A 23276-nucleotide genomic window follows, 5' to 3' on the forward strand; every position below is an offset into this window, starting at 1 on the left:
GGATGCTCTACGTTCTGCTCGGGACGGTGGTTGGCGCCGTCGTCGGCGGTTTCCGCGCACGGGCGCGGGGAGGCAACGGCTTCGACATCGCGCAATATGCCGCAGTTCACGCGCTGATCGGCGGGGTGCTGATGGTGTTCGTCACCATCTGGCTGCTGCGGCAGGGGGCGGGCTGATGTTCCTGCCCTTCTTCGAGAAGCTGCGCGGCGCGGGCATTCCGGTAAGTCTCCGGGAATATCTGGCTTTTCTGGAAGGGCTTCACGCCGATCTGGTGATCTATGACGTGGAGGGGTTCTATTACCTCGCCCGCACGGTGATGGTGAAGGACGAGCGGCATCTGGACCGTTTTGACCGTGCCTTTGCCCAGACCTTCGCCGGGCTGGAGCAGATTTCCGTGGGTCAGGTGCTGGAGGCGCTATCGCTGCCGCCCGACTGGCTGGAGAAACGCGCGGAGAAGCTGCTGACCCCCGAGGAACGGGCCCAGATCGAGGCGATGGGCGGGTTCGAGAAACTGATGGAGACGCTCCGCCAGCGGTTGAAGGAGCAGGAGGGCCGCCATCAGGGGGGCTCCAAATGGGTGGGAACGGCGGGCACCTCGCCCTTCGGCGCCTATGGCTACAACCCCGAGGGCGTCCGCATCGGGCAGGAGGAGAGCCGCCATCAACGCGCCGTGAAGGTCTGGGACAAGCGGGAATTCCGCAATCTCGACGACACGGTGGAGATCGGCACCCGCAACATCAAGGTCGCGTTGAAGCGGCTCCGCCGCTGGGCGCGGGACGGGGCGGAGGAGGAACTGGACCTCGACGGGACCATCAGGGCCACGGCGGAGCACGGCTATCTCGATGTGCAGACCCGGCCGGAGCGCCGCAATGCCGTGAAGCTTTTGCTGTTCTTCGACGTTGGCGGCTCCATGGATCCGCATGTGAAGCTGGTGGAGGAGCTGTTCTCCGCCGCGCGGGCGGAATTCAAGCATCTCGAATATTATTATTTCCACAACTGCCTTTACGAAGGCGTCTGGCGGGAAAACCGCCGCCGGTGGGACGAGCAGCTTCCGACCGAGGAGGTCCTGCGGACCTACGGGGCCGACTACAAGTGCATCTTCGTAGGCGACGCCGCGATGTCGCCCTATGAGGTCACCCATCCGGGCGGCGCCAATGAGCACTGGAACCCGGAGCCGGGAGAGGTCTGGCTGCATCGTGCGCGCCTGCAATGGCCGTCCAACATCTGGCTGAACCCGGTGCCGGAAGCGCACTGGCGGCACGCGCATTCGACCACCCTGATCCGTAAAATTTTCGATGATCAGATGTTCCCGCTGACCCTTGAAGGATTGTCGCGTGGAATCAAGGAATTGGCACGGTGACGGCGGCAGCCTGAACAAAACGTGTAAATTTCTCCGCTTTAGGTTGATTGAGCGGACGCCCCTCGTACATTAAATAGAATTAGGCAGAATATCGCCGATGCGGGTAAAGGCCCGTGACTTCTTGATGGGGATGTCGAAGCAAGGAATAGGCCAATGCCGATCTTCGTGATTCTGGGCTGTTCGATGGGTGTTCTCTCTGCGGGAGCTTCGCTTGTCGGAGGATATGGATTGCTGGTTGCGGCACTGTCCTATTTTGGTTTCGGCTTTCTCGGAATGCTCGCGGGCATGGTGTTCGGCGCGCTCCGCACGCGGACCGGCACGCGGACCGGCTGACATGGGGAAGTGATATCAGGGGCTGACTGTGCCGCATTCACTCCACCTAGGGTGAAGAGCCGCGTTACGCCATTGAAAGACGGCGCACTCCGCTACATGCTCGCCGCATGACCTCCGCCCCGCTGACCCCGGCTTCCAGTCTCATCGTTTGCCCCTATTGCGACGCGCTGCATGAGCTGGCGCCCGTTGCGCCGGGCGCGCGTGCGCTGTGCCGGCGTTGCGGTTCCACGCTGATCCGCAACCGGCCGGGCGCGCCGCTTCTGGTTTCCGTGCTGTCCATCACGTCGCTCATTCTCATGAGCGGCGGCGTGTTCTTTCCGTTTCTGGGCGTATCCAGCTACGGGATGAGCAATGAAAGCTCGGTCTTCGGGGCGGCGCTGGCCTTTCACGGAGATCTTCGGCCGCTGTCCTTTGCCGTGCTTCTGATGATCGTCCTGCTGCCTGTCACCCGCTGCATCGCGCTTGTCTATACGCTGCTTCCGCTCGCGCTCGGTCGCGCGCCGCTCCGCCACGCCGTTCGGGTGTTCCGAGTGGCGGAGCGGCTGCGCCCCTGGTCCATGGTGGAGGTTTTCGTGATCGGCACCGCCGTGGCGCTGGTCAAGGTCGCGGGGCTGGCCAATATCACACTGGGGCCGGCTTTCTGGGCCTTTGCCGCGATGATCTTCACCGTGGCCATCGCCGATGGCTATATCAACAGATGGTCCATATGGTCGGCGCTGGAAACACGGAACGGATCCTGACTGCCGATGAGGCAGGGCTGGTCGGCTGCAGGATGTGCTGCCGCGCCTGGCCCAAGGGACAGGAGCGCTGCGGCCTGTGCGGCAGCCGTCTGCACAGCCCCGATACGGCGAGCCTGCAATGGGTCTGGGCCTGGTTGATTGCCGGGCTGGTCTTCTACATCCCCGCAAACCTGTTTCCGATGCTTTACACGGACACGCTGATCTACAGTTCCGGCGCGACGATCCTGGGCGGTGTGATAGAATTTTTCCAGTATGGCGATTATTTCGTCGCCTCGGTGATCTTCATCGCAAGCATCCTTATCCCGATCTGCAAATTCGCGGTCATCGCCTTTCTTGCCGTCAGCGTGCAACGCGGGCAGGCGGGGGGCGTGCGATACCAGCATGTCTATGAGGTGGTGGATTTCATCGGGCGCTGGTCTATGATCGATGTCTTCGTGGTGGCGATCCTGTCGGCGCTGGTGCAACTGGGTTTCGTCGCCTCCATCCATCCGGGAACGGCAGCGGCGGCCTTTGCCTTGAGCGTCGCCTTTACCATGGTGTCCGCGCATAGTTTTGACAGCCGGCTTGTCTGGCGCAAGGCGCGGAAATCTGGCAGGAATTCCATGACCGGCCCCAAGGGCCAGCCCCCCGGAACGACCGAACAGGTGTTTCTCCATGACTGATCAAGGCACCGGCCGGGGCGAGGGCTCCGACGGCCCCGCGTCTCTTGACCAACGCCCCACGCGGGAGCCGTTCTGGCGGCGCATCGCCTGGATCTGGATCGTGCCGCTCGTGGCGCTGCTGGTGACGCTGGGGATCGCATGGCGCGCCTACAGCGAGCGGGGCGTGCTGATCGAGGTGTCCTTTGCCAATGCCACCGGGGTGATACCGGGGCAGACGGCGCTCCGCTTCCGCGACGTGGATGTGGGGGTGGTGGAATCCACCGGCTTCAGCGACGATCTTTCGCATGTCGTGCTCCGTATCCGGGTGCATCGCGACATCGCGCCCTTCGTTGACAAGGATGCGCGGTTCTGGATCGTGCGGCCCGAGGTTTCGGCTCAGGGCATTTCGCGGCTGGATACGGTGATTTCCGGGGTATTCGTCGAAGGATTCTGGGACTCGCATGCCGATGGGCCACCCATCTATGAATTCACCGGGCTGGAGCAGATGCCGCCCGGCATCCTCAACGGGCCGGGGACGACCGTCACCCTCCGCGTCGCGGACCCGCGCGGACTGGCCGAAGGGGCTCCGGTGCTCTACCGCGGCATCACGGTCGGCCATCTGCAGAACATCCGCCTCGCGCCGACGGGGGATACGGTGCTGGTGGATGCCTTCGTTTCCGAGCCGCATGACAGGCTCCTTACGACGGCGAGCGTCTTCTGGGACACCTCCGGCTTTTCCGTCTCCGTCGGGCCGAGCGGGGTGAACCTGAATGTCTCCAGCCTTGCCGCACTGGTGCAGGGAGGCGTGGAGTTCACCACACCGATCTCCGGCGGGGGGGTAAGCCGTTCGGGGCAGGAATACCGGCTGTTCCCCAGCGAAAGCACGGCGCGCGACAGCCTGTTCACCAAATCCGAAGGGACGCGGATCGAGGTCTCCGTCCTGCTCGACAGTTCCGTCCGGGGGCTGACGCAGGGGGCGGCGGTGCATTACGAGGCGCTTCCCGTCGGCGAAGTCACCAACCTTGCCGTGCAGATCGACCGCGCGCCGGACGGGTCGGAGGAGGTGCGCCAGCGCGTCATCCTCTCCCTGGTGCCGGAGCGCATGGGCCTGCCGCCCGATACCACGCCGGAGGGAATGTACGAGTTTCTGGATGAGCAGATCGCGCAGGGACTGCGCGCGCGGGCCGTCGGCACGGGTTTCCTCGGCAACACGATGATCATGGAACTGGCGCGGGTTGAGGGTGCGGAGGGCGGCGCGCTGGACCGTGCCGCGCAGCCGTTCCCGGCGATCCCCAGCGCGCCCGCCGATCTGAGCGACGTGACCACCACTGCGGAGGGGCTGCTGACCCGGCTCGGCAACCTGCCGATCGAGCAGCTGATCGAGGCCGCCACCGGCCTGATGAACTCCGCCACCGCCTTCATGATGAGCGACGATCTCCGCCAGACGCCGGCCGCTGCGCGCGACCTGCTGGATCAGGCGCGGGCGCTGCTCGGCTCGGAGGAAATGCGCAGCGCCCCCGCCGCGGTGCGGGAGCTGGTCGGCGAAGTGCAGGGGCTGGTGGCCGACCTGCGCACCCAGGGGATTGGCGACAAGGTGGGCATCGCGCTCGACGAAACCGCGCGCGCCGCCGCCATGGTGACGGAGGTGGGAGAGGGGGTGCCGGACCTGGTGAACCGGCTCCAGACGCTGACCGATCAGGTGGCCGCGCTCAACTATCAGGAACTGGGTGACCGTATGAGCGGCTTGCTCGCCCGGTTGGAGGAGGTCGCGGGGCAGGAGGGCACGCAGGCGTTGCCCGCGCAGCTTGGCGCGACGCTGAATGAGCTTGCCGGACTTCTGCAGACGCTGCGGGACGGCGGCGCTGTGGAGACGCTGAACCGCACGCTGCAAAGCGCGCAGGCCGCCGCCGACGGTGTGGCGCGCGCCTCCGATCAGCTGCCCGCGATCAGCCAGCGGCTCGACGCGGTGGTGCGAAATCTCGACGGGCTGATCCAGACGTATGGCGCCCGCTCCAGCTTCAGCACCGAGACGCTGAGCGCGCTGCGCGAACTTCGCCGCGCGGCCTCCGCCATAGGCTCGCTGGCGCAGACCATCGAACGCAATCCCAGCTCCATCCTCACCGGCCGCTAAGGAGGTATCATGCGCCTGAAACCCGTTCTGCTGGTGGGGCTTGCTGCGCTCGCCGCCTGTTCCAAACCCGAGGATACGGCGCGATTCACGCTGGAGCCGCCACCGATGACGGCCACGGTTCCGAACCGCATCGGACGGGTGGAGGTGCGGGACGTGCAGCTTCCCGACTATGCCTCCGGGCAGGAGATCGGCTGGCAGACGGCGGATGGCGCGGTGCGCAGCAATCCGCAGAACATCTGGGCCGATACGCCGCAACGCGCCGTGACGCGGACGCTCGCCCGGCAGATAGAGGCTGCCAGCGGCGCCACCGCCATCGCCGAGCCGTGGCCCTTCGCCGAACCGCCCGCCCGGCGGCTGGAGGTCCGGGTGTCGCGGATGCTGGCGGGGGCGGACGGGCTGTTCCGCCTGTCGGGGCAGTATTTCGTCTCGCCCGCCGGGTTCTCCGGCAGCGATCAGCAGCGCAGTTTCGACATCACCGTTCCGCTCGCCGGTGAGGGGCCGGCCGCGATTGCCGCGGCGCAGGCGCGCGCCATCCAGATCCTCGCGACCCGGATCGCGCAGCTTTCCTGAGGCCGGGTGCCTCATCCTGAGGCAAATGTCCCGGCACACCATTAGTTTATGTCGCACGAGATTGCACTCTGTGCGAAGAATCGGGGAGACAGGGAAGGGTCAGACCCTTCTTCCCGCCAGCAGGAAAGCGCGCATGAAACCGAGCCGTCAGATCGCCACCGCGCTTGTGCTTGCCATTGCGGGCGCCGCGGCCTGGGCGCGGCTGGATCCGGGGGCGCAGGCGCGGCTGGAGCCGCTGGGGCTGGGGTGGCTTGCGGGCGCGCCCGCCGCGGAACATCAGGCCGACCTGCCCATGGGCATCCCGTCGGTCGTGGCGGAGCCGGTGCGGCTGGCCGCCGTCGCCGACCAGATGACCGCCATCGGCGATGGTCGCGCCTTCCGCTCCGTCACGCTCCGCCCGGAAGTGTCGGGCCGTGTGGTCGCGGTGCCCGTCGCCTCCGGCGTGCGCGTCGCGGCGGGAGAGGTCATCCTGTCGCTGGATGATGAGGTGCAGCGCATCGCGCTGGAACGGGCGCGGCTGGTGCGGGAGGATGCGCAGACCGCGCTGGAACGGATCGAGCGGCTGCATGCCAGCGGCACGACCAATGAAATACAGCTCATCGCCGCCCGGCTGACGGTGGAGACGGCGGAACTCGAACTGCGGGACGCGGCACATGCGCTGGAGCAGCGCACGATCCGCGCGCCGATCGCCGGTCATGTGGGGCTGCTGGATCTCGACATCGGCGATCAGGTCAGCTCTGCGACGGACATCACGGTGATCGACGACCGGAGCCGGATTCTGGTGGAATTCCGCATGCCCGAGCGGTTTGCGGGCCGTGTGCGGGCGGGCGATGTGCTGACCGCGACCACGCTCTCCGTCATGGGGGCGGAGGCGGCGGAGGGCACGGTTCATGCCATCGACAACCGGGTTGATCCCGCCTCCCGCAGCTTCCGCGTGCAGGGAGAGATCGGCAATGAGGACGACCGTTTCCGCTCCGGCATGGCCTTCCGCATAGACATGCGGTTTCCGGGAGAGGACCTGCCTGCGGTGCCGCCGCTCGCGGTGCAATGGAACGCGGCGGGCTCCTATGTCTGGGTGGTGCGCGGCAACGTGGTGGAGCGCGTGGCCATCCGCATCCTGCAGCGCGATGCGGACAGGGTGCTGGTGCAGGCCGCGCTCGTCCCCGGCGATCTGGTGGTGAGCGAGGGCTCGCAGACGCTGCGCCCCGGGCAGCAGGTGCATATTGCGCCGCCCGATGCGCCGACCACGGCGGCCTCCCGCGTTCCGGCGGGCACGGCGCCCGCAACCGAGACGAGGAGGGCCGATGGCGGACGCGACATCTGAGGCCCATTCCGGCGTCGCACTGTTCATCCGGCGCCCGGTTCTTGCCTTCGTCCTGAATGCGCTGATCGTGCTGGCGGGGCTGGCCGCGCTTTTCGCCGTGGAGGTGCGGGAGCTTCCCTCCGTGGACCGTCCCGTGCTGACCGTCACCACGCGCTTTCCCTCCGCCTCCGCCCAGACCATCGACCGGGAGGTGACGGCGGAGATCGAGGGCGCGGCGGGCCGGGTGCCCGGTGTTTCCTCCATCTCCTCCACCTCCCGTTTCGGGCAGAGCCGCGTGACGGTGGAGTTCAATCAGGACGTCAACATCGACGTTGCGGCCTCCGATACGCGGGACGCGATCTCCCGCATCCGCAACAACCTGCCCGATGATGTGGAGGAGCCGCAGATCGTCAAGGCGGATGCGGATTCCGACCCGGTGATGCGGCTGGCCGTGCTCTCCGACACCCGCCAGATCGACGACCTGACGCGGCTTGTCGATGACGCGGTGGAGGATCAGCTCATCTCCGCGCCCGGCGTCGCCGACCTGCAGATCAGCGGCGACCGGGATCAGGTGTTCCGCATCGACATCGACCAGATGCAGCTTTCCGCCCGGGGCCTGACGCTGGCCGACATACGCAGCGCGGTCGGCAATGCCTCGCTCGATGCGCCCGCGGGCACGCTGCGGGCTGCGGCGCAGACGCTGGTCGTGCGCACCACTGCCCCGGTGACCACGCCGGAGGAGTTCGAGGCGCTGGAGCTGAAGGGGAACGTGCGGCTGGGCGATGTGGCGCGAGTGACGCTTGGCCCCGACATCGCCAATTCGGAGCTTCGCGTCGATGGCCAGCGCGGCATCGGCATCGGCATCATCCGGCAGGCACAGAGCAACACGCTCATCATTTCTGAGGAGATCACCCGCATCGTCGCCGGGCTGAACCGGACCCTGCCGCCCGATGTGCGTATCGTCATCACGCAGGACAGCGCCTCCTTCATAGAGGGCGCGATCCATGAGGTGCAGATCGCCCTGATCCTGACGGTGCTGATCGTGGTCGGGATCATCTACCTGTTCCTTAGGGACTGGCGCGCGACGATGATCCCCGCCATCGCGATGCCCGTGGCGCTGATCGGCACGGTTGCGGCGATCTGGATCATGGGGTTTTCCATCAACATCCTGACATTGCTCGCCATCGTGCTGGCGACGGGGCTGGTGGTGGATGATGCCATCGTGGTGCTGGAGAACATCGTCCGCCGCAGGCAGGAGGGGCTCGGCCCCCGGGCGGCGGCAGTGCTCGGCACGCGGCAGGTGTTCTTCGCCGTGATCGCGACGACGCTGACACTGGCCGCCGTGTTCGTGCCGATCTCCTTCCTGCCGGGCCAGACCGGCGGGTTGTTCCGGGAGTTCGGCTTCACGCTTGCCGTTTCCATCCTGCTTTCTTCCATCGTGGCTCTGACATTGTGTCCCGTCATGGCGAGCCGCCTTCCACAGACTGACATGAAAGAGGCGGAAGGCGGGAGAATATGGCATATGTTTCAAGGTGCTTATGACCGGACGTTGAAGTCTTGTCTGAACGCACCGGTTGTGGTGTTGACGGTGGCGGCGCTGTTCGGCTTTCTGGCCTTCCTCCTCTGGGGCCAGTTGCGGCAGGAGCTTACGCCGGAGGAGGATCGCGCAACGGTGATCCTCTCCGTCTGGGCGCCGCAGGGGGTCTCGCTCGACTTCACCGCCGCGAAGGTGGGGGAGATCGAGGATGCGCTGGCCCCGCTTCGCGCCGCGGGCGAGGTGCTTCACAGCTACGGCATCATCGGCGCGGCCAGTTCCCAGAACCGCGCCTTCATGGTGCTGACGCTTGCGCCCTGGGGGGAGCGGCAGCGGAGCCAGTCGGAGATCCTCGCCGATCTGACGGAGCGGATGCGCGCCATCATCGGCGTGCGCATTTTCACCAACCAGCCGAACTCGCTCGGCATCCGGGGGGCGGGTCAGGGGCTGCGCTTCGCCCTGCTCGGGCCGACGTATGAGGAACTGGCCAAGGTCGCCGCACAGCTCGCGGAACGGATGGAGCAGGATCCCGGCTTCGGTCAGGTGCGGCTGGGCTACGAGACAACCGATCCGCAGCTGTTCATCGAGGTGGACCGCGACAGGGCGAGCGATCTTGGCGTGCCGATCGACGGGCTGGGCGAGGCGTTGCAGGCGATGCTGGACGGTCGGACAGTGGGCACCGTCTTCGTCGCCGACCGGAGCTTCGACATCAAGCTCGTGTCCACCGCCGATCCTGTCGATGACCCCTCCGATCTGGAGCGGATCTTCGTGCGGACCTCCAGCGGCGACATGGTTCCGGTATCGACCTTCGTCACCATGACGGAGCGGGCCGTGGCCCCCAATCTCGGGCGGGAGGACCGGCTCCGCTCGGTGGAGATCGCCGCGAACCTGACCCCGGAGAAGAGCCTCGGGGCGGCGTGGGAAGAAGTCCGCGCCCTCTCCGCCGAGACGCTGCCCGAGACGATGCGGGTCATCCCGCTGGCGGAGGCTGCGACGCTGGGGGAGACCTCGGCCGGGCTCATCACCACGTTCGGCTTCGCCCTGCTGATCGTGCTCCTGGTGCTCGCCGCGCAGTTCGAGAGCTTCGTCTCGGCGGTGATCGTGATGGCGACCGTGCCGCTCGGGCTGGCCTGCGCCGTGTTCGCCATGCTGCTCACCGGCACGTCGCTCAACGTCTATAGCCAGATCGGCCTTGTCCTGCTGGTGGGGATCATGGCGAAGAACGGGATTCTCATCGTCGAATTCGCCAACAGTCTTCGCGATAAGGGCCGGGACGTGCGCTCCGCCGTGGAGGAGGCCTGTTCCATCCGCCTCCGGCCGGTGGTGATGACCATGGCTGCCACCGTGCTGGGCGGCGTGCCGCTGGTGCTTGCCTCCGGCGCGGGGGCGGAGGCGCGGGCGGCGCTCGGCTGGATCATCGTGGGCGGGCTGGGGCTTGCCATGGTGACGACGCTTTATCTCACGCCGGTGGTCTATCTGCTGCTCGCCGGGTTCTCGCCAGCGAAGGCGGAGGAGGAGGCGCGGCTCGTGCGCGAACTCGCCGCAGCGGCTGAGACTGCAGCGGCTAAGACTGCGGGCTAGGGCCTGCGGGCTAGCGCGGGCCGTTTCACGCCGGGGGTCGCGGGGGGCGTCCCCCGCGCCGCCGGAGGCGCTGCGCCGTCCTTCGGGGCTTGCGGCGGAGAAGTGTCGAAACTAGGTTCCCCGCCGCAAGTCAGGGTCCGGAGACATCATGGCCGATAAGCGCAAGACCCCAACCCGCGCCATCTTCGAAGAGGTCGCGACCGAAACCCGGATCGAGGCCGCGCGCCCCGGCCGCATCGGAGAGGGCCGCAGCGGTGCGCGCGGCGCCATCCGCATCTGGCTGCTGATCCTCTTTGCACTCGTCGCGGCGATGATCATCGTGGGCGGGCTGACACGCCTGTCCGACGCGGGGCTGTCCATTACCGAATGGCGCCCCGTCACCGGCGCGCTGCCGCCGATGAACGATGCGGCCTGGCTGGCGGAGTTCGAGAAATACCGCGCAAGTCCGCAGTATCAATACATGAACGCGGGCATGAGCCTTGAGGCGTTCAAGCAGATCTACTGGTGGGAATGGGGGCACCGCCTGCTGGGCCGCCTGGTGGGGCTGGTCTGGGCGCTCGGATTCTTCGGTTTCCTGATCGCGCGCAAGATCCCCGCGGGCTGGACGGGCAGGCTGCTGCTTCCCGGCGTGCTGGGCGGGGTTCAGGGCGCGATCGGCTGGTGGATGGTCGCCTCCGGCCTGACGGGAGAGATGACCTCCGTCGCCTCCTACCGGCTGGCGATCCATCTTGGCCTTGCCTTCGTGATTCTCGGCTTCCTGTGGTGGTATGCGCTGCTTCTGGGCCGCTCGGAGGCCGATCTGCTTCAGGCCCGCCGCGCGCGGGAGCCGAAGTTGTTCTCCATGTCCACCGGCCTGATGCATTTCGCCTTTCTCCAGATTCTCATCGGCGCGCTGGTCGCGGGGATCGACGCGGGCCGCAGCTTCACCGACTGGCCCCTGATGGATGGGGCGTTCTTCCCGCCCGGCGGGTTCTACATCGAGCCGTTCTGGCGGAATTTCTTCGAGAATCCAGGCGTGGTGCAGTTCATGCACCGCATGGTGGCCTATCTGCTGTTCGTCTTCGGCATCGTGGTCTGGGCCCGCGGGCGGCGGAGCAGCCATGCAGCGACGCGTGCCGCGTTCAACATGGTGCTGGCGGCGCTGCTCCTGCAGGTGGTGCTGGGCATCGCCGCGGTGCTGACGGGCGCGCAGCTTCACGCGGCGATCACCCACCAGCTCGGCGCGATCCTGCTCTGGGTCACGATCATCCGGGCGCGGTATCTGTCGCAATATCCGATACAGACCTCCATCCGGGGGACGCGGGCATGAGCGCGCTGGCCGACCTGCTCGCCTTCCAGCGGGAGACGGAGGCGCTGGCCCAAGTGGCGGAGCGGCTGGGCTGGGATCAGGAGACCGTCATGCCACGCGGCGCCTATGCCCAGCGGGGGGAAGAGACGGCGGCGCTGGAGGGGGTGCTGCACGCGCGCCGCACCGATCCCCGCATCGGCGAATGGCTGGCGGCGCTCGATACCGTCCGGCTCGCTCCGGCGGAGGCGGCGCAGGTTCAGCGGATCCGGCGCGCGCATGAGCGGCAGATGCGTGTGCCGCTGCGGCTGGCCACGGCGCTGGCGCGCACCACGAGCATGGCGCAGGGGCTCTGGGCCGATGCACGGGCGCGGGAGGACGTGGCGGGCTTCCTGCCCACGCTCTCCGAAGTCGTCGCGCTGAAGCGTGAGGAAGGGCAGGCGCTGGCAGGGGGCGGCGACCCTTACGACGCGCTGATGGAGGATTACGAGCCCGGCGCAACGGGGGAGGAGACCGCCGCCCTGTTCGGGCGGATGCGGCCGCGCCTCGTCGCGCTGCGGGAGGCGATCCTTGCATCGGACCGCGGCGCCTCCGCCCTGTCGGGGCGGTTCGATGAGGCGGCCCAGATGGCGCTCGCCACAGAACTGGCGGGCGTTTTCGGCTATGACTGGGGGCGCGGGCGGCTGGACAAGGCCGTGCATCCCTTCTCCTCCGGCTCCGGTCAGGATGTGCGGATCACCACCCGCACCGATCCCGCCGATCCGCTGAACTGCATCTATTCGACCATCCACGAGACGGGCCATGCGGTCTATGAACAGGCGGTCGATCCGGCCTACCTGCTCACCGCCATCGGCCACGGCGCGTCGATGGGCGTGCATGAGAGCCAGAGCCGCATCTTCGAGAACCAGCTTGGCCGCAGCAGCGCCTTTACCCGCTGGCTGTCCGGCCGCATGGTGGAGTTGTTCGGAGAGAACGCGCCTTCCGATCCGGCGGAGTTCGACCGCGCCGTCAACCGCGTCCACCCCGGCTTCATCCGCACGGAGGCGGACGAGGTGCATTACAACCTGCATATCATGCTGCGCTTCGATCTGGAACGCGCGCTGATCCGGGGGGAGATGGAGGCGGCCGATCTGGAGGAGGCGTGGAACGCCCGCTTCGCCCGCGACTTCGGCCAGCAGGTCACCCGTCCGAGCCAGGGGGTGCTTCAGGATGTGCACTGGCCGGTGGGGCTGTTCGGCTATTTCCCGACCTACGCGCTTGGCAATGTCTATGCGGGCTGCCTTCATTCGGCGATGCGCCGGGATCTGCCGCAACTGGACGGCGATCTCGCGCGCGGGGATCTCGCGGCGCCGCTGCACTGGCTGAAGGAGGCGGTTCAGCGGCATGGCGGCCTTTACGAGCCGCGCGACCTCATCGCCCGCGCCACCGGAGAGCCGCCGTCGGAGGGGCCGCTGCTCGACTATCTGGAAGCCAAGTTCGGGCGGCTTTACGACCTCTGACCGGTCAGCGCCTCGCGCAGCGATCCCGCGGGCAGGGCGGGATGGCCGAGATCGAGGGAGGAGAGCAGGTCCGACAGGTGATGCGCCATCGCGATCTCCGCCCGCGGGCCATCGCCTGCCGCAATGGCGTGCAGGATGTCACCATGCGCGTGGCTGTCGCAGATGGCCTGCCGCCGCTGCCAGTAGAGCGCGATGATGAGCGATGAGCGCGACACGAGCGAGGCTACGAACTCGCAGATGATCGACTGTCCGGCGAGCCGCGCGACCTCCACGTGGAACCCGCCGGAGAGATACAGCGCCCGCCCCGTATCGCCCGCCGCGAGAGCTGCCTGTTCCGCGGCGATATGGCCCGCCAGCCGGTCTATGTCCCCGGGCGTGGCCCGTCCGGCGGCCAGGCGGGCGGTGCGGGGTTCGAGGATCTGCCGGGCCTCGAACACCTCCTGGGCCTCGCGGGCGGAGGGCCGGGCCACAAAGGCGCCCCGGTTGCGTTTCAGGACGATCAGATGGTCATGCGCCAGCCGCTGAAAGGCCGCGCGCACCACCGTCCGGCTCACCCCATAGACCTCTCCCACCTCGTCCTCCGACAGTTTTGTCCCGGGCAGGACGCGGTGTTGATGGATGGCCTCCGCCAACCGGGCCGCGATGGCGTCGCTGCTCGCCGTGGAGGGGGAGGAGGGGGGTGCTGTCTGTTCCACCCTTCCGACTCCACAGGTTCTGCAGGGTCTCGGCAAGAGGCGAAGATCGGCAACAGGATTGTATACGATTTCCGACGCGGCTTTGCGCGCTGCCGCCGGCTGCCTGCCCAAATTTGGCGCAAATCCTGTCTCGGCCTGCTGCAGGAGCGAAATCCGTTCGCGGGGCCGGAGGAGTCCCGCATGATCGCTGGGTCGCCACCGGGAGCAGGGCCATGCGCAGCGGACAGGATCTGGAACTCGTCAGCCTCACCAAGCGATACGGCCAGACCACGGCGGTCAACCGGGTGAGCCACCTGTTTCCTGCGGGAACCTATGTCTGCCTGCTGGGCCCCTCCGGCTGCGGCAAATCCACCACGCTCCGCATGATCGCGGGCCATGAGAGCGTGTCGGACGGGGCGATCGTCCTTGCGGGCGCCGACATCTCCCATCTGCCGCCCGCGCGGCGCGGCACGGCGATGATGTTCCAGAGCTATGCGCTGTTCCCGCATCTGAGCGTGACCGACAATGTGGCGTTCAGCCTGAAGATGAAGGGTGTCGATCAGGCGGCGCGGCGCAAGCGCGCGGGCGAGATGCTGGAGCTTGTGGACATGTCGCGCTTTGCCGAGCGCAGGCCGGCGCAGCTTTCGGGCGGGCAGCAGCAGCGCGTGGCCCTGGCCCGCGCGCTCATCACCGATCCGCAGGTTCTTCTGCTGGACGAGCCGCTTTCGGCGCTGGACCCGTTCCTGCGGCTGAAGGTGAGGGCGGAGCTGAAGCGGCTTCAGCGGGAGCTGGGCATCACCTTCATCCATGTCACCCATGGCCAGGACGAGGCGATGGCGCTGGCCGACGAGATGGTGCTGATGAACAACGCCGTCATCGAACAGTCCGGCGCCCCGCAGGAGATGTTCAACGCCCCGCGCACGGAATTCGTCGCGCGCTTCATGGGCGGGCACAACGTGGTGTCGTTGCCGCAGGGGCGGTTCGCCGTCCGTGCGGACGAGGTGCGGATCGCGCCATCGGGGACGGATGCCGTCGTGCGCAGCGTCGAATATCAGGGCGCGCATGTCGCCGTCACCAGCATGGCGGCAGGTGAGCAGGAGATCCTCGCGCTGATCCCCGAGGGCGTCTTTTACAGAGATCCGAAGCAACCGGGCGACGCCGTGCGTCTTGCCTGGGACGAAGGGCGGCAGCACCGCCTTCTGGCCTGATCCAACGGAGAGGACAAGGAACATGAGCAAGATCGGTTACAGCCGGCGCGGTGTGTTGAAGGCGGGGGCGGCTGCGGCCGCGGCCTCCGCCTTTCCCGCGCCGATGATCTGGGCGCAGGAGATCAGGAACATCACGCTGCGCCAGTTCGGCACGGGGGTGTCCAACATCAACGAAGTGGCGCAGAAGGTGAAGGAGGACCTCGGGTTCACGCTGGAGATGACCGCGCTCGACAGCGACGCGGTGACGCAGCGCGCCGCGACCCAGCCCAACAGCTTCGACATCGCCGATATCGAATACTGGATCTGCAAGAAGGTCTGGCCGACCGGCAACCTTCAGGCGATGGATACGGCCAGGATCAAGCTCTACGACAAGATCGTGCCGCTGTTCACCACCGGCAAGCTCACGCCGGAGTCGGTGATCGCGCAGGGTACCGCGCCGCATACGGTCGGCTTCGTGGAGGCGCAGGGCTCCAAGACCTTCGCCAAGGAACCGACGCAGTGGATGACCCTCATCCCCACGATCTACAACGCCGATACGCTGGGCATCCGCCCGGACATCATCAACCGCCCCATCACCCAGTGGAAAGAGCTGCTGAACCCGGAGTTCAAGGGCAAGGCCTCCATTCTCGACATCTCCGCCATCGGGATCATGGACGCGGCGATGGTCTGCGAGTCGATGGGGGCCATCAAATACGGCGACAAGGGCAACATGACCCGCGAGGAGATCGACAAGACCCTTGCGATCTTCACGGAGGCCAAGCGCGCTGGACAGTTCCGCTCCTTCTGGAAGACCTTCGATGAAAGCGTGAACCTGATGGCCTCGGGAGAGGTGGTCATCCAGTCCATGTGGTCGCCGGCGATCACGGCGGTCAAGACGCGCGGCATCCCCTGCGTGTATCAGCCGCTGGAGGAAGGCTACCGCAGCTGGGGCGGCGGGATCGGCCTGTCCAAGGCGTTGGACGGGGCCAAGCTGGACGCGGCCTATGAGTATATCAACTGGTATCTCTCCGGCTGGGTCGGCGGCTTCCTGATGCGGCAGGGCTACTATTCCGCCGTGCCGGAAACCTCGAAGGAGCATATGGACGCCAACGAATGGGGCTACTGGTTCGAGGGCAAGCCCGCGACGGCCGATATCGCCAATCCCTATGGTCAGGTCATGGCCAAGGCGGGCGAAAGCCGCGATGGCGGTTCGTTCTACGAACGCATGGGCCATGTCGCCTGCTGGAACTCCGTCATGGATGAAAACCAGTACATGGTAAGGAAATGGAATGAGTTCATCGCGGCCTGAGGTCTCTCCCCTTCAGGCGATGGCGGCGGAGGCGGCCCGGCAGGCCGTCTCCCCTTCCGGGCCGGACAGGGGCAGTCTGACGGCCCCCGTGCGGAGGGCGCGGTCGGCCAATTTCACCGGCTGGCTGCTGGCCTCGCCGCTGGCGGTGGTGCTGCTGGTCTTTCTGATCCTGCCCATCGCGATGATCGTGGCGGTGAGCTTCTGGAGCGCCACCGAATTTACCATCGTTCCCGATTTTTCCTTTGAGAATTATGAATTCCTGTTCGGTTCGCCGGTGACCTACCGGGTCTTTCTCAACACGTTCAAATATGCGCTCATCACCTGGGCGGCGACGCTGCTCATCGGGTTCACCGTTGCCTATTTCCTGGCTTTCCACGTGCGCAGCCAGGGATGGCAGACCGTGCTGTTCCTGCTTTGCACGATACCGTTCTGGACATCGAACATCATCCGCATGATCTCCTGGATCCCGTTTCTGGGGCGCAACGGGCTGGCCAATTCGGCGCTGATCTCCTGGGGGGTGATCGACGAGCCGCTGGAGTGGCTGCTGTTCTCCGACTTTTCGGTGATCCTCGCCTTCGTGCATCTGTACACGCTGTTCATGGTCGTGCCGATCTTCAACACGATGATGCGGATCGACCGTAGCCTGATCGAGGCGGCGAATGATGCGGGCGCCTCCGGCTGGCAGATCCTGTGGAACGTCATCATCCCGCTCTGCAAGCCCGGCATCATGATCGGCACGATCTTTGTCGTGACGCTGGTGATGGGTGATTTCATCACCGTCCGGTTCATGTCCGGCTCACAATCGGCCAATGTGGGACGGCTCATCTCCAACGACATCGCCCTGCTGCAATATCCGTCGGCCGCGGCGACGGCGGTGGTGCTGCTCTGCACGGTGCTGATCGTGATCGGCATCATGCTGCGCTTCGTCGATATCAGGAAGGAGCTGTGATGGAACGGCGTCCGTGGTCCTTCTATGCGCTGGCGGCGTTCTTTGCGCTGTTCCTGCTGTTTCTCTACGGGCCGACCATCACCATCGCCATCCTGTCCTTTCAGGGGCCGGAGGGCGGGTTGACCTTTCCGATGCGCGGCGTCTCGCTCCACTGGTTCCGCGACCTGTTCGAGCAGCAGGCGGTCGGCGACATCTGGGGCGCCTTCCGGCGGAGCCTGGCGCTCGGCCTCATGGTGATGGTGGCGACGGTGGTGATCTCCGTCATGGGCGGTCTGGCGTTCCGCAAGCGGTTCACCGGGTCGGGGCTGGTGTTCTATCTCATCATCACCAGCCTCGTCATTCCCTCCATCCTCGTCTCGCTCGGGGTCGGGCTGATCTTCTCCCAATCGGGGCTGACGGTGCATTGGGCGACATCGGGCTTCGGCGCGCAGTTGACATGGACGCTACCCTTCGGGCTGCTGATCATGTTCGCCATCTTCAACCGCTTCAACCCGGCCTATGAGGAAGCGGCGCGCGATCAGGGGGCGACGGCATGGCAGACGCTCTGGCATGTGGTCATCCCGATCATCGCGCCGTCGCTGATCGGGGTGGCGCTGTTCGGCTTCACGCTCTCCTATGACGAATTCGCGCGGACGCTGCTGACGGCGGGCAGCTACAACACGCTGCCGCTGGAGATCTACGGGATGACCACCAATGTCACCACGCCGGTGATCTTTGCGCTGGGGACGCTGACGACACTGTTTTCCTTCCTTGTGATCGGGGTTTTCGTTCTGGCTCTTGCCATTGCCGCGAAACGGCGGGCAAAGCTCCTCTCCGATGCGGGGAGAGGGGTCTAGGGTTTGCGACTGCTGTTCATCAATCCGAATGCCACGGTCAGCATGACGGAGGCGGTGGTGGCGACCGCCCGCGCGCTGACGACGGCAGAGGTCGCCGGCTGGACCAACCACGACGGACCTCCGGCCATCGAGGGGGCGGAGGACGGGGAACGCGCGGTTCCGGGCGTCCTCTCCCGGCTGGAGGCGGCGCGGGACTGGGGGGCGGATGCGATCGTCATCGCCTGTTTCGACGATACCGGGCTTGAGCGGATCCGGGCCAGTGCCCATTGCCCGGTGATCGGCATCGGCGAGGCCGCGTTTCACATGGCGGCCCTGATGGCGCCTCGCTTCCGGGTGATGACCTCGGTGGAGGCGGCACTGCCGGTGATCGGGCAGAACATCTCCGCCTATGGGTTCGCGCCGCGGTGCGCGGGTCTGCATGCCAGCGGGATCCCGGTGCTGGACCTCGACAGCGGCACGGAGGAGGTGGTGGACCGCCTCGCCGCCGCGATCCGGGGCGCCGGTGGAGACGATCCCGTGGTGCTGGGCTGCGCGGGGATGAGCGCGCTGCGCCCGCGGCTCGCCGCGCGGCTTTCCATGCCGCTGGTGGACGGGGTGGCCGCGGCGGCGCTGCTGGCGGAAAGCCTCGCCCGGCTCCGCAGCGCCGCCTAGCAGGGTGCTGAAAAGGGCCTCCAGGTCTGCGCGGGAGCGGAAATCCTCCGCAATCCGGGGAAATCCAGCCCGAAATCCACGCATTGCCGGTAGTTCCGGGGCTGATTTCCGGATTTTTAAAGCTTATTCAGCAGCCTGCTAGACCGCCCAGTCTGGTTTGCGCTTGTCCAGAAAGGCGCAGATACCCTCGTTCGTGTCGGCGTGGAGCATGTTCTCCACCATGACGCCACCGGCGAGGGCGTAGGCATCCTCCAGCGGCAGACCGATCTGGTCGTAGAAGGTCCGCTTGCCGATCCGCACCGCAGTGCCGAGCTTGCCTGCAACCGTGGCGGCAAGCCGCGCCGTCTCCTCCGACAGCCGTTCGGCCGCGACGACCCGGTTGACGAGGCCCAGCTCCCGCGCGCGGGCGGCGTCGATGAACTCCCCCGTGGTCAGCATCTCGAACGCCTGCTTCCGCGCGATGTTGCGGGTCAGCGCGACCATGGGCGTGGAGCAGAACAGCCCGATGTTAACCCCGTTCACGCCAAAGCGCGTGCCCTCCGCCGCCACCGCCATGTCGCAGGAGGCGACGAGCTGACAGCCCGCCGCCGTGGCGATGCCATGCACCTCGGCGATCACGGGCTGGGGCAGGCGGGGGATGGCGGTCATCACCCTTGCGCAACGGTCGAACAGGTCGGCAAAGGCCGCAGCCCCGCCATCGGGCGCTGCGCGCTTCGCCTGCATTTCCTTCAGGTCATGCCCTGCGCAGAACGCCTTGCCTGCTCCCCGCAGCACGACGGCACGGATGCTCTCGTCCTGCGAAAGCGCGCGGAATGCGTCGGAAAGGGCGGCCAGCATCGCATCCGACAGGGCATTGAGATTGGCCGGACTGTTCAGCGTGAGCGTGGCGACCCCGACGTCATCCGACCGCAAGAGTATATCATCCATTGTCATTCCTCCCCGTTGCCGGAAGTGTAGCGCGCGAAAAACGGGGGAGGAAGCCGTGGCGCTGACAATGACGATGACCGGGCTTGATGCCTTTATGCACGCACAGTTCCCGCAGGTGGCGGCGGATTTCGCCATCGATGCCCTGGGGGAGGAGGAACTGGTCACCCGCCTGCTGGTGGGGGACAGGCATTTGCGGCCGGGCGGCACCGTCTCCGGCCCTGCGATGTTCGCGCTGGCGGATGTGTCGGTCTATCTCGCCATCCTTGCCCGGATCGGGCCGAAGGCGCTCACGGTGACGACGAACTGCTCCATCGACTTCCTGCGCAAGCCCGTCTCCGGTGCGGACCTGATCGCGCGGACGCGGATACTGAAGCTCGGCCGGGTTCTGGCGGTGGGGGACGTGCTCGTCTTCTCCGACGGGCAGGAAGAGCCGGTGGCGCGGGCGACACTGACCTATTCGATCCCGCCGAAATGACGTAAAATGTGGGGTATTATAATACCTATTTTTCAAGTAATTGAAATCTATAAGGAATTACTTGCATCCCGTGCTTGACTGTGCGGCGAACTTCTATAGAACACCGCAATCCGAATTCTCGGAGTCCGGTCCCGGCCGGGCTCTCTGCAAACGAACGGGATCTGGACCATGAAGACCTTCACCGCGACGCCTGCGGACATCGAGAAGAAGTGGATCCTGATCGACGCCGAAGGCGTCGTTCTGGGCCGCCTCGCCACGATCGTCGCCAACCGCCTCCGCGGCAAGCACAAGCCGACCTTCACGCCGCACATGGACATGGGCGACAACGTGATCATCATCAACGCTGACAAGGTGCAACTCACCGGCACCAAGCGGGATGACAAGAAATACTACTGGCACACCGGCTATCCGGGTGGGATCAAGGACCGCACCGCGCGCCAGATCCTCGAGGGCAAGTTCCCGACCCGCGTGGTCGAGAAAGCCGTGCAGCGCATGCTGCCGGGCGGCAAGCTCTCGCGCCAGCAGATGACCAACCTGCGTATCTATGCGGGCGCCGAACATCCGCATGAAGCCCAGCAACCCGAAGTGCTGGACGTCAAGACGCTGAACCCGAAGAACACCCGGAGCGCGTAAGTAAATGGCCGAAGACATCAAAACCCTCGATGACCTGAAATCGGTTGTCTCCGGGTCCGCCGCCGCCGTGGCCGACGAAGCCCCGCGTGAGCCCGTGCGTGACGAACTTGGCCGGTCCTACGCCACCGGCAAGCGGAAGGATGCGGTCGCCCGCGTCTGGATCAAGCCGGGTTCCGGCAAGTTCCTCATCCGCAACAACAAGGGTGAGTTCATCGACTACACCGCGTATTTCGCGCGCCCGGTGCTTCAGATGATCCTGCGTCAGCCGTTCCAGGTCGCCAATGTCGAAGGTCAGTTCGACGTGATGGCCACGGTTGCGGGCGGCGGTCTTTCTGGTCAGGCCGGTGCGGTGAAGCACGGCATTTCCAAGGCGCTGCAACTCTACGATCCCACGCTGCGTTCGGCGCTGAAAGCTGCAGGTTTCCTGACCCGCGACAGCCGCGTCGTCGAACGGAAGAAATACGGCAAGGCGAAAGCCCGCCGGAGCTTCCAGTTCTCCAAACGCTGATCTCACGTCGATATTCGGAAAGGCCCGCCCCCTGTGGCGGGCCTTTTTGTTTGCGCGCGTCGTGGGAACCTGCCTTGCCAACCGTCAGCGGCTGGCCTGCTCCCGATCAAGGGCGCGGATGGCGGCCACGATCTCCGGTGCGACCAGAGCCGCACCTTCCGGCGAGGGGTGATTGTCGTCGAAGTAGAACATCTTTCCGCCGAAGGCATTTGCGCAGCGGTTTGGAATGAATGTGTCGCAGAGCAGCCTGTCCGGGCGCACGCGGGCAATACGCGGGCTGTGGATCGCGTCAAAGGCGGTGATGACGGCATCGGAACGGCGATGGAAAAATGTCCTGCTGGTGGAGATTGCCGGCTGCGCCTCCGGGTCGAACATCAACTCCCGCGCAACGCGGAGCGGCACTTTCCATCCCGCCTCCGGATAGGGATAGACCAGAACGACGTTGAACCGCTCCGCCAGCGCGGCGACCTGCGCGGCATAGGCGGAAATGACCCGGGCCTCCCGCTCGCCGTCGAAGGGATTGCCGGGAGGGAGCGCGGCCACGTCCATCGGTATGGGCGGTCCCGGTTCATTGCCGCCCTCGCCATTTCGCGCCCTGAGCCCGCTCGCATAGACCGGCCATCGCGCGGCAAGGACCAACGTTCTGACGCCGGACTGTTCCAGCCAGTCCAGATAGGCGCGATTATATGCGTCGCAACTGCGCGAGGGCAGCTTGTCGAGCCGGACGAGACCGGGCACGGGCGGACAACCGGCATATCCCGAAACGTAGCTGCCGATGCCCATCCCGGTCAGCATCGCCTGCAACGGCGGGGCGAGACTGGTGGCGTGGCTGTCGCCCATGATCGCGACCTGCGGGCCGGATTCACCGGCGGCACAGTTGCGGACCGGGTGGACGGGCGGGGGATCGTTGTCGGCGGTCAGACAATGGCCGCGATACCGCTCCCGCCCCGCCAGAAGCTCCGTGGCCCATGGCATACGCTCAGGGAACCCTTCCGCCTTGCGGATCCCGATGCCGGCGGCGGAGAAAAGCACGATCCCCACGACCGCCGTGGCAAGCGGCAGGCGACGCCCGGCGAGCAGGGGGGCGGCGCCGCGGAACGGCTGCTCCACCCAGCGCCAGCTCAGCCAGCCAAGCAGGACGGAGGCGATGACCAGCAGCGTCATCACGCCCGCACGGGGTTCCTCCGCCAGCCGAAGCCGCGTGAAGGCCATCAGCGGCTGGTGCCACAGATAAGTGCTGTAGCTGATGAGGCCGAGCCACACGACCGGCCGGAGCGAGAGGATCTGCCCCACCCGCGTGCCCTGACCGCCCCATACCAGCACCAGCACCGCCCCGAGAACCGGCAGCAGCGTCGCGAGCGACGGCGAGGGCATCCCCGGCAGCAAGAGGAGCGATACGAGGATCATCGCCAGCCCCAGCGCCGCGGGACCGCCACGCGGCGCCTGCGGGCGAAGGCGGATGCCGAGGGCTGCAAGCGACCCGGCCAGAAGCTCCCATATCCGCGACGGGGTGAAGAAGAAGTTCTCCTCCGGCCGGATGCGCCAGCCCACCTCCGCCAGCGCGAGGGAGGCAAGCGCGATCACGCCCAGCACGATGAGCGCGATCCTCCGTCCGCCGCGTGTGACCAGAAGGAAAAGGAGCGGCGGGAAGACCAGGTAGAACTGCTCTTCGATGGCCAGGCTCCATGTGTGAAGCAGGGGCTGCAACTCTGCCGCGGTGCTGAAATAATCCGCGTGTCGGGAGAAATGAACATTGGAAAGGAACACCGCTGCTGCCGCGATGCTCCGCCCGAAATCGGCGAAGTCCGCCGGAAGCATCCATACCCAGGCGACGGGAATGCAGGCCGCGAGCATCACGAAAAGCGCGGGAAGGATACGCCGCGCCCGGCGCACGTAGAACTCCGTCAGGCTGTAGCGACGCGCTTCGATGTCCTGAATGAGGATACCGGTAATGAGAAAGCCGGAGATGACGAAGAAGATATCGACGCCGATATAGCCACCGCCGAAGAAGGGCGCACGCGCGTGGAACAGAACGACCGTCGCAACGGCAATGGCGCGCAGGCCGTCGATCTCTGGGCGATATTTCATGTGGGGGCGGCTCTCCTGACCGCGAAGAGACTGGTGGAGCTTCGGCTGTAGTCAAGGGGAGA

22 protein-coding genes are annotated in these 23276 nt (G+C 66.3%); 19 read left to right on the plus strand and 3 right to left on the minus strand.

Features of this window, described 5'->3' with window-relative positions; translation table 11 throughout:
- The first annotated feature begins 2 nt into the window (after positions 1–2).
- The 11 genes from CDV49_RS20435 to CDV49_RS07810 all read left to right on the plus strand — a co-directional run bounded on the left by CDV49_RS20435 (position 3) and on the right by CDV49_RS07810 (position 12977).
- Complete coding sequence (locus tag CDV49_RS20435) at positions 3–176, plus strand: hypothetical protein (protein WP_088214958.1); 174 nt, start codon at positions 3–5, stop codon at positions 174–176.
- Complete coding sequence (locus CDV49_RS07765) at positions 176–1360, plus strand: vWA domain-containing protein (protein ID WP_088214959.1); 1185 nt, start codon at positions 176–178, stop codon at positions 1358–1360. The genes CDV49_RS20435 and CDV49_RS07765 overlap by 1 nt, the downstream gene beginning before the upstream one ends.
- 153 nt (positions 1361–1513) lie before the next feature.
- Complete coding sequence (locus CDV49_RS07770; RefSeq protein ID WP_088214960.1) at positions 1514–1693, plus strand: hypothetical protein; 180 nt, start codon at positions 1514–1516, stop codon at positions 1691–1693.
- Positions 1694–1800: 107 nt separating this feature from the next.
- Complete coding sequence (locus tag CDV49_RS07775; protein ID WP_088214961.1) at positions 1801–2433, plus strand: paraquat-inducible protein A; 633 nt, start codon at positions 1801–1803, stop codon at positions 2431–2433.
- On the plus strand, positions 2400–3095 hold the full coding sequence (locus CDV49_RS07780) for a paraquat-inducible protein A (RefSeq protein ID WP_088214962.1): 696 nt from the start codon (positions 2400–2402) through the stop codon (positions 3093–3095). The genes CDV49_RS07775 and CDV49_RS07780 overlap by 34 nt, the downstream gene beginning before the upstream one ends.
- Positions 3088–5205 carry an MlaD family protein gene (locus CDV49_RS07785; RefSeq protein ID WP_088214963.1) on the plus strand — a complete coding sequence of 706 codons (2118 nt, stop codon included), beginning with the start codon at positions 3088–3090 and terminating at the stop codon, positions 5203–5205. The genes CDV49_RS07780 and CDV49_RS07785 overlap by 8 nt, the downstream gene beginning before the upstream one ends.
- Positions 5206–5214: 9 nt before the next feature.
- A complete protein-coding gene (locus CDV49_RS07790) occupies positions 5215–5775 on the plus strand; it encodes a PqiC family protein (RefSeq protein ID WP_088214964.1) in 561 nt (186 codons plus the stop codon).
- A gap of 133 nt (positions 5776–5908) precedes the next feature.
- Positions 5909–7099 (plus strand): efflux RND transporter periplasmic adaptor subunit, encoded by a 1191-nt coding sequence (locus CDV49_RS07795; RefSeq protein WP_179209142.1) that lies wholly within the window; start codon positions 5909–5911, stop codon positions 7097–7099.
- Entirely contained in the window at positions 7080–10193 is a 3114-nt protein-coding gene (locus tag CDV49_RS07800) for an efflux RND transporter permease subunit (RefSeq protein ID WP_088214966.1), read from the plus strand. Before CDV49_RS07795 ends, CDV49_RS07800 begins: the two co-directional genes overlap by 20 nt.
- A 148-nt stretch (positions 10194–10341) precedes the next feature.
- Complete coding sequence (gene ctaA, locus CDV49_RS07805; protein ID WP_088214967.1) at positions 10342–11502, plus strand: heme A synthase; 1161 nt, start codon at positions 10342–10344, stop codon at positions 11500–11502.
- Entirely contained in the window at positions 11499–12977 is a 1479-nt protein-coding gene (locus tag CDV49_RS07810) for a carboxypeptidase M32 (RefSeq protein ID WP_088214968.1), read from the plus strand. The genes ctaA and CDV49_RS07810 overlap by 4 nt, the downstream gene beginning before the upstream one ends.
- Here the strand turns inward: CDV49_RS07810 and CDV49_RS07815 are convergent.
- On the minus strand, positions 12965–13672 hold the full coding sequence (locus tag CDV49_RS07815; protein ID WP_088214969.1) for a GntR family transcriptional regulator: 708 nt from the start codon (positions 13670–13672) through the stop codon (positions 12965–12967). The genes CDV49_RS07810 and CDV49_RS07815 overlap by 13 nt on opposite strands.
- Positions 13673–13884: 212 nt before the next feature.
- On the opposite strand from CDV49_RS07815, the gene CDV49_RS07820 reads away from it, so the two are divergent.
- From CDV49_RS07820 to CDV49_RS07840, 5 genes are read left to right on the plus strand one after another with little or no spacing between them, the layout of a single operon-like run.
- Positions 13885–14859, plus strand: a complete 975-nt coding sequence (locus CDV49_RS07820) for an ABC transporter ATP-binding protein (protein ID WP_088214970.1) — start codon at positions 13885–13887, stop codon at positions 14857–14859.
- A 22-nt stretch (positions 14860–14881) separates the two neighbouring features.
- Positions 14882–16147 (plus strand): ABC transporter substrate-binding protein, encoded by a 1266-nt coding sequence (locus CDV49_RS07825; RefSeq protein WP_088214971.1) that lies wholly within the window; start codon positions 14882–14884, stop codon positions 16145–16147.
- A complete protein-coding gene (locus tag CDV49_RS07830; protein ID WP_256947269.1) occupies positions 16128–17096 on the plus strand; it encodes an ABC transporter permease in 969 nt (322 codons plus the stop codon). The genes CDV49_RS07825 and CDV49_RS07830 overlap by 20 nt, the downstream gene beginning before the upstream one ends.
- On the plus strand, positions 17096–17932 hold the full coding sequence (locus tag CDV49_RS07835) for an ABC transporter permease (protein ID WP_088214973.1): 837 nt from the start codon (positions 17096–17098) through the stop codon (positions 17930–17932). Before CDV49_RS07830 ends, CDV49_RS07835 begins: the two co-directional genes overlap by 1 nt.
- Before the next feature lie 3 nt (positions 17933–17935).
- Positions 17936–18583, plus strand: a complete 648-nt coding sequence (locus tag CDV49_RS07840; RefSeq protein ID WP_088214974.1) for an aspartate/glutamate racemase family protein — start codon at positions 17936–17938, stop codon at positions 18581–18583.
- A gap of 138 nt (positions 18584–18721) precedes the next feature.
- On the opposite strand, the gene CDV49_RS07845 is transcribed toward CDV49_RS07840, so the two are convergent.
- The gene (locus CDV49_RS07845) at positions 18722–19510 is read right to left on the minus strand and encodes an enoyl-CoA hydratase (protein WP_088214975.1); all 789 of its coding nucleotides are present in this window, start codon (positions 19508–19510) and stop codon (positions 18722–18724) included.
- A 67-nt stretch (positions 19511–19577) separates the two neighbouring features.
- Between CDV49_RS07845 and CDV49_RS07850 the strand changes: the two genes are divergently transcribed.
- From CDV49_RS07850 to rpsI, 3 genes are all read left to right on the plus strand, one after another.
- Positions 19578–19985: a PaaI family thioesterase gene (locus CDV49_RS07850; protein ID WP_179209144.1), complete on the plus strand. Its 408-nt coding sequence runs from the start codon at positions 19578–19580 to the stop codon at positions 19983–19985.
- A 168-nt stretch (positions 19986–20153) separates the two neighbouring features.
- The gene (gene rplM / locus CDV49_RS07855) at positions 20154–20618 is read left to right on the plus strand and encodes a 50S ribosomal protein L13 (RefSeq protein WP_035705529.1); all 465 of its coding nucleotides are present in this window, start codon (positions 20154–20156) and stop codon (positions 20616–20618) included.
- Between the two features lie 4 nt (positions 20619–20622).
- Positions 20623–21126, plus strand: a complete 504-nt coding sequence (rpsI, locus tag CDV49_RS07860) for a 30S ribosomal protein S9 (RefSeq protein ID WP_088214977.1) — start codon at positions 20623–20625, stop codon at positions 21124–21126.
- 84 nt (positions 21127–21210) lie between these two features.
- On the opposite strand, the gene CDV49_RS07865 is transcribed toward rpsI, so the two are convergent.
- Positions 21211–23214: an acyltransferase family protein gene (locus CDV49_RS07865; RefSeq protein WP_088214978.1), complete on the minus strand. Its 2004-nt coding sequence runs from the start codon at positions 23212–23214 to the stop codon at positions 21211–21213.
- Positions 23215–23276: the final 62 nt, after the last annotated feature.

The sequence above is a fragment of the Haematobacter genomosp. 1 genome, from assembly GCF_002196855.1.
Lineage (GTDB): Bacteria > Pseudomonadota > Alphaproteobacteria > Rhodobacterales > Rhodobacteraceae > Haematobacter.